The sequence below is a fragment of the Candidatus Propionivibrio aalborgensis genome (assembly GCF_900089945.1).
Classification (GTDB): domain Bacteria; phylum Pseudomonadota; class Gammaproteobacteria; order Burkholderiales; family Rhodocyclaceae; genus Propionivibrio; species Propionivibrio aalborgensis.
Genome location: NZ_FLQY01000345.1, coordinates 1 through 11522, shown reverse-complemented (window position 1 = coordinate 11522; position 11522 = coordinate 1). Strand labels below are relative to the sequence as shown.

Sequence of the window (11522 nt, the reverse complement as noted above, 5' to 3'; positions counted from 1 at the left end):
GCGGCGCAATCTGCGTCTGGCGCTTGCCGTCAAACGACTTGGCTTGCCCTGCGTTGTGGCGCTAAACATGGCCGATCTGGCCGAAAAGCGCGGCATCCGGATCGTGGCGGAGGATCTCGCGGCGGAGCTCGGTCTGCCGGTGGTCAGCACCGTCGCGGTTCATAGCGCGGGTGCCGAGCCTTTGCTCGCCGTTTTCGATGATCCGGTGCTATGGCAGTCGGTGTCTCGGACAGCGCGCGAGTTCGACGCCCAAGGCGGTGCCGCAGCGACGGTGGCGGGCGATTCGCAGCAGAGCGAATCTGACCACGTCGTAGTGAGCCAGATACTGCAGCGTCTTGGCCTGAATGAGATCGTTCCGCACACGCCGAGTGATCGCATCGACCGTGTCGTCCTGCACCCGGTGATCGGGCCGATGCTGCTGGCTCTGGTGTTGTTCCTGGTCTTTCAGGCGGTCTTTGCCTGGGCCGAGGTGCCGATGGACTTGATCACCGGCGCGACAGAATACCTCGGCGGAGTCGTGGCCGCCGCCTTGCCGGATATGTGGCTCAAGAGCCTGATCGTCGATGGTGTGATTGCCGGCGCCGGCGGCGTGCTGGTCTTCCTGCCGCAAATCGTGATTCTCTATTTCTTCATTCTCGTGCTGGAGGAGTCGGGTTACCTGCCGCGCGCCGCCTTTTTGCTAGACAGGCTGATGGGAAGCGTGGGCCTGAGCGGTCGTTCGTTCATTCCGATGCTCTCGAGCTTCGCCTGTGCCATCCCCGGCATCATGGCAGCACGCAGCATTGCCAACCCGCGTGATCGTCTGGTGACGATCATGATCGCGCCGCTGATGACCTGTTCGGCCCGCCTGCCGGTGTATGCCTTGCTGATAGGAGCTTTTGTTCCGCAGCGCGAGGTATGGGGTACGCTGCAATTGCAAGGGCTGGTTCTGTTGGCGCTGTACTTTGCCGGTGTTGTCGGTGCGCTGGCTGTTGCCTGGGTGCTCAAGCACTTTACCGCAGCTGGGCGGCAGGTGCGCCCGCTGATGATGGAGCTGCCCAGCTACCACCTGCCGACGGTTCGCAACATCGCGATCGGTATCTGGCAACGGGTGATGATCTTCATCAAACGGGTGGGGGGCATCATTCTTGTGCTGACCATTCTGCTCTGGTTTCTGGCGAGCTTCCCCTCGCCACCAGATGGAGCCACCGGAGCGGCGATCGAATACAGCCTGGCAGGTATGCTGGGGCAGGCGCTGGCCATAATCTTTCAACCGATCGGTTTCAACTGGCAGATCAGTATTGCGCTGGTACCGGGCCTGGCCGCGCGGGAAGTCGCAGTAAGCGCGCTGGGCACCGTGTATGCGCTGTCGGCAACGGGCGATGCAACGGCGGAAGCGCTGGTTCCATTGATTGCGCATAGCTGGAGCCTGGCCACGGCACTCTCCTTGCTCGCCTGGTACGTGTTTGCGCCGCAATGCCTGTCTACGCTGGCCACGGTCAAGCGCGAGACTGGCGGTTGGATGATGCCGCTGATCATGGCTGCCTATCTGTTTGCGCTGGCTTATGCCGCGTCGTTCATCACCTATCGAGTGGCGCTGGCCCTGGGGATGGGGTGAACGGGCATCACGGTACGATTCCGCGGCCCGCGCCCCTGGCTGCTGCGATGCCGCTGCGCACGGCGCCCTCCAATGTCGCCGGGTACTCGGCACAGGTGTAGTCGCCCGCCAGCCAGAGGCCGCGGAGCGGGGTCTGCGCTGCGGGCCGTGGTAGATCGGGGCGGCAGGAGAAGGTCGCACGTCGCTCGCGTATGACCTGATGCCATGAGGGTTGTGGCAGCTTCCTGCCCAGTGCTGCTTCCAGTTCGACCTGCAGCCTGGCGACCAGCGATACGTTGTCGCTTTCGTCCCAGGCGCCGTGCGCACTGAGCACGAAGCACATGACGCTATGCTCTCCAAGCAGGGTGCCTCGGTCAAAGACCCATTGCCCCAGCCCTCCTTCAGCATGCCCGTCGAGTCCGAGCATCGGGCAGGGGAGGCGCAGATCGGGCGGGTAGCCGACATAGGCCGTGCCGATCGGCTCATAGGCGTAGTCGGCAAGCATGCTGGTGACGGCCGCCGTTTCGGTCAGGCCTTCCAGTAGGCGCACCGCGTTCTGTGGCGCAACGGCAAGGATGATGCGATCGTAGGTTTGGTCGTCGATTTCAAGTCGTGAATTGATCCGCTCAACGCGGGTCGATAACTGGATCTTCCCGCCGTGTGCCTGGATGAAGTCTGCGGCCTTGCGAGGGAATAGCTGATCGAGATCGGCGGCAGGGAGCAGCAGGTCAGTGTCATCCCGGCAGCCGCCCAGGCTGTCACGCAGGACATTGGCAAAGATCTGTGCCGAGGCGTTTTGGGGTGCGGTGTTGAGTGCGGCGAGACAGAGCGGTTCCCAGAGATGACGACGCAGACTGCCGTGTTGCAGATTGACATCGAGCAGTTCGGCTACGCTGCAATCGGCGGTGAGGCGATAGCACTTGGCCTGTAGACCACGCATGAAGCGAACTGCCGAAAATTTCTCCCCTAGTGTGCAGCCCGTGGCGAGCAGCAGGCCAACGGCGAGGTTGAGTGGGGCGGGCAGGCGCGGAAGTTTCATCCGGAAGCCGGAGCCGGGATAATTCAGTTCGAGCGGAAGGCGCTTGAGCAGTTGATCGGGATCGGCGCCGACCGTCTTCATCAGGCGCAGGGTTTCGCGATAGGCGCCAAGCAGGATGTGCTGGCCGTTGTCGAGGGTGAGCCCGTTGCTGAATACGCTGCGGGCGCGCCCGCCGAGTTTCTTGGAAGCCTCAAAAACGCTGACGTGTGCACCGGTGGCACTCAGTTCAACCGCAGCGGCCAGCCCGGCCCAGCCGCCACCAATTACCGCGACGTTGAGCTTTGATCCCATGTTCGGGTGCGAGTCATGATGAATGGGAACGATGGAGGTTTCGTCATTAGCTCCAGCGTTAGCCTTTGATCCAGGTGCGCCAAGCGATCCAGAGCTTGCGGATCGGCGTCAGCGAGGTGCGCTGATTCAGTACCTGGCAACCGTCGCGTTTGATTTCGTCGAGCAGGGTGCGGTAGATCGCCGCCATGATCAATCCGGAGCGTTGTGTTCTGCGGTCGGCCACCGGCAATTCGGCCATGGCCTGCGTGTAGTAGTGCTCGGCGCGTTCGATCTGGAATTCCATAAGGCGGCGGAAATTATCCGTGTAGCGGGCATTGAGGATATCGGCTACCGGCACTTCAAAACGCTGCAATTCGTCGATCGGCAAGTATACGCGGCCCATGCGGGCATCTTCGCCGACGTCGCGAATGATGTTGGTCAACTGAAAGGCCATGCCCAAGTCGTGCGCATACTTTTGCGTCCTGCGATCCTGATAGCCGAATATTTCCGCAGCAAGCAGACCGACAACGCTGGCGACGCGGTAGCAATAGAGCGACAGGGCCTTGAAGTCGAGATAACGGCTTTGCTGCAGGTCCATTTCCATGCCGTCGATGATTTCGAGGAGCTGCTCCTGTGGCAGGTTGAATTCTGCCAGCACCGGCAACAGTGCCTGCGTCACCGGGTGTCCTGGCTGGCCGGTGTAGAGCCGGTCAAGCTCCAGCCGCCACCAGGCCAGTTTGGTCGCTGCTATCTGCGGGTCGTGGCATTCGTCGACGACATCGTCGACCTCGCGGCAGAAAGCGTAGAGAGCGGTGATTGCGCGCCGCTGCTTGCCCGGCAAAAAGAGGAAGCTGTAGTAGAAGCTGGAGCCGCTCTGGGCCGCTTTTTGCTGGCAGTACTCGTCAGGCGTCATTCGCGGTTCCAGAGTTGGCGAAGTGCTTCTTCGGGTTGTCGGATGGGGCGATTTTCACATAAACAGCGCCCGGCTGCCCATTCGCAGCCAGTCACCCCGATTCAGCACCGGGCGATGCCTGAAAATGTCACCGCGCACATGGCGGATTTTTTCGAGGATGCGCAGGCCGCCCTGAACGGTCAGGCGGATTTCCCAGCCCAGGCGTCCCGGCAACTGATGAACCAGAGGAGCGCCTTCCCGCATCAGGTTGCGCGCGCGCTCGGTCTGGAAATCAAGCAAGGCCGCCCAGTCATTGCTCCAGCGGTGTTCGCCGACCTGCGCTTCGTCGATATGGAAGCTGGCGAGGTCCGATTGCGGGAGGTAGATGCGATCCTTCTGCCAGTCAATGGCGATATCCTGCCAGAAATTGATCAGTTGCAGCGCCGTGCAGATGCAGTCCGAGTGCTGCAGGTTCTCCTCGCTTGCTTCGTCGACGAGGTGCACCAGCAGGCGACCGACCGGGTTGGCCGAGCGTCGGCAATAATCGAGCAATTCGGCAAAATCGGCGTAGCGCTTCTTGACAACGTCCTGAGCAAAGGCATCCAGCAGGTCGCGAAAGAGCTGCAGCGGTAGACGCCATTCGTGGATGACATCGGCCAGTTCCTTGAACTCGTGAGTTGCCGGGTGTTCGCCACACTCGATGCGCTCAAGTTCGGCGCCATAGACCGCGAGTGCCCGCAGGCGCTCGGCATCGCTGGCATTGCCCTCGTCGGCAATATCGTCGGCGCCGCGGGCGAAGCGATAAATGGCTTCAATCGGGCGACGCAGGCGTTTGGGCAGAAGGATGGACGCTACAGGAAAGTTTTCGTAATGGTCTACGGGCATCGCGGAAAGTGTATTCGTCACGTGCATATCGGGTGCACGAGAGGCCAGGTTCGGGCCAGGTTGTTTCTGAGAAGCCAACTGACGCTCAGGCGCCAGCGGCTGACAGTATAGGCACATCTCGGTTAAAATGGCCGATTCGGCGCGAGAGTGGCGGAATTGGTAGACGCACTGGATTTAGGTTCCAGCGCCGCAAGGCGTGGGGGTTCGACTCCCTTCTCTCGCACCACGACTCAACTCAACCGCAGATTTTCGTCCGATTAATCCTGCACGATATGACCCGACTTCGAGGAATTTGAATGGAAACGAACGCCAGTCCCACCAGCGCCGACGCCGCGCAGCAGACCAACGCCCTGGAGCGCCGTCTGGACCTTGCTGTGGCTATCGCCGATCTCGACAAGGAGATTGATCAGCGACTGAGGCGGATGAGCAAGAACGTGAAAATGCCCGGCTTTCGCCCAGGCAAGGTGCCGGCCACAATCGTCAAGAAACAGTACGGTGAGCAGGCTCACTTTGAAGCGTTGAATGAAGCGCTCGAACGTGCCTTTGTTGAGGCGGTCAAAACCAAGCAGCTACGTGTTGCCGGTCAGCCGAACATCGAACCGAAGACCAGCGAAAGCACGACGCATGTCGAGTTTTCCGCAGTTTTCGAGGTATATCCCGAGTTCAAGCCGGGCGATCTGAAGGACGTTGAAATAGAACGTCCGGTACGTGCAGTCGGAGCCGCCGAACTGGATAGCACGCTGATGGCCCTGCGCAAGCAGCGTGTACGTTTCGAGCCGGTTGATCGAGCCGCGGCCACGGGTGATCAGGTGATGGTTGATTTCCTCGGGAAAAAGGACGGCGAGCCATTTCAGGGCGGTCAGGCCAAGGACTATCCTTTTGTCATTGGCGAAGGCGCGATGCTGGCTGACTTTGAGAACGCGGTGATCGGCCTCAAGGCCGGCGAAGAAAAGACCTTTGACATGACTTTTCCTGCCGAGTATCAAGCCAAGGATCTGGCGGGGCAAGCGGTAGCGTTTACGATCTCGGTCAAGGAAGTCCGCGAGCCGGTTCTGCCGGAGATCGATGCCGACTTTGCCAAGGCGCTTGGTGTCGAAGACGGCGATGTAGACAAGATGAAGGCCGAGATCGAAGGCAATTTGAAGCGCGAGGTGAAGAAGCGCTTGCAGGGCAAAGTCAAGGATCAGGTCATGGATGCCTTGCTCAAGGCAAACCCGGTCGACGTTCCCAACGCCCTGGTGGAAATGGAGATTCAGCGTTTGATGCAGGCCGCCCGCCAGGATATGGAGCAACGCTCAGGGGGGAAAATGAAGGATTTCCCCTTGCAGCGCGAGTGGTTCGCCGATCAGGCCAAGCGTCGTGTCAGCCTTGGTTTGATTCTTTCGGAGATCGTCAAGGTTCATGAATTGCACGCCAAGGCGGATCAGGTCAGGGCGATTGTTGACGAGGCGGCGCAGAGCTACGAGCATCCTGAAGAAGTTGTCCGCTGGTACTATGCTCAGCCACAGCGTTTGACTGAAATCGAGGGCGTGGCGATCGAGGATAACGTCGTCACCTGGGCGCTCGCCAGCGCCAAGGTCGTTGACAAACCCGTTGACTTTGACGAGTTGATGGGCCACAAGAGGTGAATGCTATCAAATTCGGCAATGGAGAAATTGGCATGAGTCAAGATCGTTTTGCAGCCGGCCCAGACTGGGATCCACAGGCGTTGGGCATGGTGCCGATGGTGATCGAACAGAGCGGCCGGGGTGAGCGGGCGTACGATATCTACTCGCGCCTGCTCAAGGAGCGCGTGATCTTTCTGGTGGGCCCGGTCAACGACATCACGGCCAATCTGGTCGTGGCGCAGTTGCTCTTTCTCGAGGCCGAGAATCCCGACAAGGACGTCCACTTTTACATCAACTCGCCGGGCGGATCGGTGTCGGCCGGTTTGTCGGTTTACGATACGATTCAGTTCATCAAGCCGGATGTATCGACGCTGTGCATGGGGCAGGCCTGTTCCATGGGGTCGTTTCTCCTGGCGGCCGGAACCAAGGGCAAGCGTTTTGCGCTTCCGAATTCGCGCGTGATGATTCACCAACCGATGGGGGGATTTCAGGGCCAGGCCTCGGATATTGCCATTCACGCCAAGGAAATCCTGTCCTTGCGCGCCAAGCTCAATGAGATCATGGCGCATCACACGGGCCAGCCGATCGAGCGCATCGAGCGCGATACGGATCGGGACAATTTCCTTTCTGCTCAGGAAGCGGCAGAATATGGTCTGATCGACAAGGTGCTGGTTAGCCGCGAAATGATGTGACCGAGGGCGAGACTGCGGGTTCGCTTGCCGGGGTGCAGCATTCTCACCATACGCAAAGAGGTAGGCCGAGATGACGGAAAAGAAAAGCGGCAGCGAAAAATTGCTCTACTGTTCGTTTTGTGGGAAGAGCCAGCATGAGGTAAAGAAACTCATCGCCGGGCCGTCGGTATTCATCTGCGACGAGTGTATCGAGCTGTGCAACGATATTGTTCGCGACGAGATCTCCGCTGACCTGGGTGATAAGGTCGCGAAGAGCGACCTGCCGACGCCGAGGGAGATTTCCGGACTGCTGGATCAGTACGTGATCGGGCAGGATTCGGCCAAGCGTATCTTGTCAGTGGCCGTTTATAACCACTACAAGCGCCTGCGTCATCGCGGCAAGGTCAATGACGACATTGAGCTGGCCAAGAGCAATATTCTGCTGATCGGGCCGACCGGTTCCGGAAAGACCCTCCTTGCGCAAACCTTGGCGCGCATGCTCAATGTGCCGTTCGTAATGGCCGATGCGACGACGCTGACCGAAGCCGGTTATGTGGGTGAAGACGTCGAGAACATCATCCAGAAATTGCTGCAGAAGTGCGATTACGATACCGACAAGGCACAGCAGGGAATTGTCTATATCGACGAGATAGACAAGATTTCACGCAAATCGGACAACCCATCGATAACCCGGGACGTTTCCGGTGAAGGCGTACAGCAGGCCTTGCTCAAACTGATCGAGGGCACGGTTGCATCGGTACCGCCACAGGGCGGGCGCAAGCACCCGAATCAGGATTTCGTGCAGGTCGATACCACCAACATACTCTTCGTTTGCGGCGGTGCCTTCGATGGCCTCGAGAAAGTCATTCGCAATCGCTCCGAACGCGGCGGCATGGGCTTTGGCGCAGAAGTGAAGAGCAAGGACGACAGTAAGGCGATCGGCGAGGTGTTGCGTACCGTCGAGCCTGAGGATCTGATCAAGTTCGGTCTGATTCCCGAGCTGATCGGCCGTCTGCCGGTGATTGCCACGCTTGAGGAACTGTCGATCGAGGCACTGGTGGAAATACTGATCGAACCGAAAAATGCCTTGGTCAAGCAGTACCAGAAATTGTTCTCGATGGAAGGCGTCGAACTCGAGATTCGTCCTCCAGCCATGACGGCCATCGCCCGACGTGCACTTGAACGCAAGACCGGTGCGCGCGGCCTGCGTTCGATACTCGAATCCGTCCTGCTCGATACCATGTACGAACTTCCGGGTATGGAGAATGTCTCAAAAGTCGTCATTGACGAAAACATGATCAGCAGTGACGCCAAACCGATTCTGATCTACGCAGATCAGCCGAAGGTTTCCGGCTCGAACTGACTGTGTTGCCGCGACCCGCGGCTTGCAATATGGTCTCATGCCCCCACCTCGGGCAATGAACCCACTCCACAAGAGAATATTTGATGTCTACGAATCTCCCACTATCCGCCGAGTCCGTTGAACTGCCACTATTGCCGCTACGCGACGTGGTGGTGTTTCCGCACATGGTGATTCCACTTTTTGTGGGGCGGCCAAAATCCATCAAGGCGCTTGAAATGGCGATGGAAGCCGGCAAGTCGATCCTGCTGGTGGCGCAGAAATCGGCGGTCAAGGATGAGCCTGAGGCCGAGGACCTCTATAGTGTCGGCTGCGTTGCCAACATACTGCAGATGCTCAAATTGCCGGACGGTACCGTGAAGGTGCTGGTTGAAGGAACGCAGCGTGCGCAAGTTCAGTCGATTGAAGCCCGCGATGAAATGTTTGTTGCCGTCGCGCAACCGCTCACCGTCGAAGATGGCGTTGATCACGAGGTTGAGGGTTTGCGTCGCGCCGTGATTTCGCAGTTTGATCAGTACGTCAAGCTCAACAAGAAGATCCCACCGGAAATCCTGACATCGATTGCCAGTATCGAGGAAGCCGGGCGTCTGGCCGATACCATTGCAGCGCATTTGCCCCTGAAGATCGAGCAGAAGCAGGAAGTGCTCGAGATGTTCGAAATTCGGCCCCGCATCGAACGTCTGCTCTCGCAACTGGAAACGGAAATCGATATCCTGCAGGTCGAGAAGCGCATCCGCGGTCGCGTCAAGCGCCAGATGGAAAAGAGCCAGCGCGAGTATTACCTCAATGAACAGGTCAAGGCGATCCAGAAGGAACTTGGCGAGGGTGAAGAGGGCGCGGATTTCGAAGAGCTCGAGAAAAAAGCCAAGGCTGCCGGCATGAGCAAGGAAGGTATGGCCAAGGCACAGTCCGAACTCAAGAAGCTCAAGCTGATGTCGCCGATGTCTGCCGAGGCCTCGGTCGTGCGAAATTTCATCGAAACGCTGATCAATCTTCCATGGCGCAAAAAGACGCGCATTAGCAAGGATCTGGCCGAGGCTGGAAAAATACTTGACAGGGATCACTGGGGCTTGGAAAAGGTCAAGGAACGCATCATCGAATACTTGGCGGTTCAGCAGCGCGTTGATCGGCTGAAGGCGCCCATTCTCTGCCTCGTCGGACCTCCGGGCGTCGGCAAGACCTCGCTTGGACAGTCGATCGCCAGTGCGACCGGCCGCAAGTTCGTACGCATGAGCCTGGGCGGCGTGCGCGACGAGGCCGAGATTCGCGGCCATCGACGCACCTACATCGGTTCGATGCCGGGCAAGATTCTGCAGAACATGACCAAGGTCGGGGTCAAGAACCCGTTGTTCCTGCTCGACGAGGTCGACAAGATGGGGCAGGACTTCCGCGGCGATCCCAGTTCAGCCCTGCTCGAGGTGCTTGATCCCGAACAGAACTCGACCTTCGCCGATCACTATGTCGAGGTCGAATACGACCTCTCGGAAGTGATGTTCGTGGCCACGGCCAATACGCTGAATATCCCGGCGCCATTGCTTGATCGTATGGAAGTGATTCGCCTGTCGGGGTATACCGAGGACGAGAAAATCAATATTGCCCGGCGCTATCTGATGCCCAAGCAGATGAAGAACAACGGCCTGAAGAAGACCGAGCTGACCGTGGCCGACAGCGCTTTGCGCGACATCGTTCGCTACTACACCCGTGAAGCCGGTGTGCGTTCGCTTGAACGTGATATCTCTAAGATCTGCCGCAAGGTCGTGAAGACCCTGCTGCTTAAGAAGAGCCAGAAACGGCTCGCGGTTACGGCGCGCAATCTCGACAAGTTTCTCGGTGTTCGCCGCTATAGCTTTGGCATGGCAGAGCGCGAAAACCAGGTCGGGCAGGTCACCGGTCTGGCGTGGACCGAAGTCGGTGGCGAATTGCTGACCATCGAATCCGCCGTGATTCCGGGCAAGGGCAAGACGATTACCACTGGCAAACTTGGCGAAGTGATGCAGGAGTCGATTCAGGCCGCCCTGTCGGTCGTCAGAAAGCGCTCCCGCTCATTGGGGATTGCCGACGATTTCTACCAAAAGAGCGATATCCATATCCACCTGCCGGAAGGTGCGATACCCAAGGATGGTCCGTCTGCGGGCATCGGCATTTGCACGGCCCTGGTCTCGGTGTTAACGGGCATTCCGGTATGTTGCGATGTCGCGATGACCGGCGAGATTACCCTGCGTGGCGAAGTATTGCCGATCGGCGGACTCAAGGAAAAGCTCCTTGCCGCGGTTCGTGGTGGGCTGAGCCGGGTACTGATCCCTGAAGAGAATGTCAGAGATCTCGCCGAGATTCCGGACAACATCAAGAACAAGCTTGAGATCATTCCGGTCAAGTGGATTGACCGGGTGCTTGAACTTGCCCTCGAACGAGCACCGCAAGCCCTGACGGACGAAGCGGGTACGCCCGCAGTTGGTGCAGGAACCGAGAACGCTTCTGCAAAGTCCATTGTTACCCATTGATTCGAAATATAAGTATGCCGTGAGCAATAATCGCGGTATGGACGCCCTTTGCGGAGAATGCGAAAAACCTCGTCAATCCGCTTGACACGTGGTTTTCGGCCTTGTTATAAGGCTCGTACAGGGCTTCCTGTTCATCCACTATAAATCGAAGGGGTCATCGTGAACAAATCTGAAATGATTGATCAAATCGCCAAGTCTGCCGATCTGTCCAAAGCGGCTGCAGGCCGCGCGCTCGATGCAACGATTGCTGCGGTTAAGACATCGCTGAAGAAGGGCGGCATGGTAACTCTGGTTGGATTCGGAACGTTTTATATTGGCAAGCGCGCTGCCCGGACTGGTCGCAATCCACGAACGGGTGAATCAATCAAGATCAAGTCGGCCAAAGTGCCGAAGTTCCGCGCTGGCAAAGGCCTCAAGGATGCTGTAAACTGAGCGACTTCGTGCATCACGCACCGTTGGGTGCTTAGCTCAGTTGGTAGAGCGCTAGCCTTACAAGCTGGATGTCGGCGGTTCGAGCCCGTCAGCACCCACCAGGAAGAACTACGGATTCTGGGGTATTCGGTACTGTGTTTTGTACTTTTTGTTTGCTGTGAATTGCTCTGGAGTGGTAGTTCAGTTGGTTAGAATACCGGCCTGTCACGCCGGGGGTCGCGGGTTCGAGTCCCGTCCACTCCGCCACTACCGGAAGGCGAACGAGAGTTCGCCTTTTTTGTTTTGATCT

Annotated in this window: 9 protein-coding genes and 3 tRNA genes; 9 read left to right on the top strand and 3 right to left on the bottom strand. The window is 58.5% G+C overall.

Annotated features, from left to right (window positions below; translation table 11 throughout):
- Nucleotides 1–1597 (top strand): ferrous iron transport protein B (gene feoB, locus PROAA_RS14285; protein ID WP_186411977.1); only part of this gene is annotated, 1597 nt, incomplete at its 5' end.
- Between the two features lie 7 nt (nucleotides 1598–1604).
- Here the strand turns inward: feoB and hpnE are convergent.
- From hpnE to hpnC, 3 genes are read right to left on the bottom strand one after another with little or no spacing between them, the layout of a single operon-like run.
- Nucleotides 1605–2906: a hydroxysqualene dehydroxylase HpnE gene (hpnE, locus tag PROAA_RS14280; RefSeq protein ID WP_186411976.1), complete on the bottom strand. Its 1302-nt coding sequence runs from the start codon at nucleotides 2904–2906 to the stop codon at nucleotides 1605–1607.
- Between the two features lie 58 nt (nucleotides 2907–2964).
- Nucleotides 2965–3798, bottom strand: coding sequence for a presqualene diphosphate synthase HpnD (gene hpnD, locus PROAA_RS14275; RefSeq protein ID WP_186411975.1), 834 nt, complete (start codon nucleotides 3796–3798; stop codon nucleotides 2965–2967).
- 54 nt (nucleotides 3799–3852) lie between these two features.
- Complete coding sequence (gene hpnC / locus PROAA_RS14270) at nucleotides 3853–4662, bottom strand: squalene synthase HpnC (RefSeq protein WP_186411978.1); 810 nt, start codon at nucleotides 4660–4662, stop codon at nucleotides 3853–3855.
- Nucleotides 4663–4803: 141 nt separating this feature from the next.
- Between hpnC and PROAA_RS14265 the strand changes: the two genes are divergently transcribed.
- The 8 genes from PROAA_RS14265 (at nucleotide 4804) to PROAA_RS14230 (ending at nucleotide 11479) form a co-directional block, all read left to right on the top strand.
- Nucleotides 4804–4888: transfer RNA gene (locus PROAA_RS14265), tRNA-Leu, on the top strand.
- 70 nt (nucleotides 4889–4958) lie between these two features.
- Nucleotides 4959–6290, top strand: coding sequence for a trigger factor (gene tig / locus PROAA_RS14260; RefSeq protein ID WP_186411974.1), 1332 nt, complete (start codon nucleotides 4959–4961; stop codon nucleotides 6288–6290).
- A 32-nt stretch (nucleotides 6291–6322) separates the two neighbouring features.
- Nucleotides 6323–6961, top strand: a complete 639-nt coding sequence (gene clpP, locus PROAA_RS14255) for an ATP-dependent Clp endopeptidase proteolytic subunit ClpP (RefSeq protein WP_186411973.1) — start codon at nucleotides 6323–6325, stop codon at nucleotides 6959–6961.
- Between the two features lie 70 nt (nucleotides 6962–7031).
- On the top strand, nucleotides 7032–8303 hold the full coding sequence (gene clpX / locus PROAA_RS14250) for an ATP-dependent Clp protease ATP-binding subunit ClpX (RefSeq protein ID WP_186411972.1): 1272 nt from the start codon (nucleotides 7032–7034) through the stop codon (nucleotides 8301–8303).
- Between the two features lie 83 nt (nucleotides 8304–8386).
- Nucleotides 8387–10801, top strand: coding sequence for an endopeptidase La (lon, locus tag PROAA_RS14245; protein WP_186411971.1), 2415 nt, complete (start codon nucleotides 8387–8389; stop codon nucleotides 10799–10801).
- Nucleotides 10802–10960: 159 nt separating this feature from the next.
- Entirely contained in the window at nucleotides 10961–11233 is a 273-nt protein-coding gene (locus tag PROAA_RS14240) for an HU family DNA-binding protein (protein ID WP_186411619.1), read from the top strand.
- A gap of 25 nt (nucleotides 11234–11258) precedes the next feature.
- Nucleotides 11259–11334, top strand: a tRNA-Val gene (locus PROAA_RS14235).
- A 68-nt stretch (nucleotides 11335–11402) separates the two neighbouring features.
- Nucleotides 11403–11479: transfer RNA gene (locus PROAA_RS14230), tRNA-Asp, on the top strand.
- Nucleotides 11480–11522 lie beyond the last annotated feature (43 nt).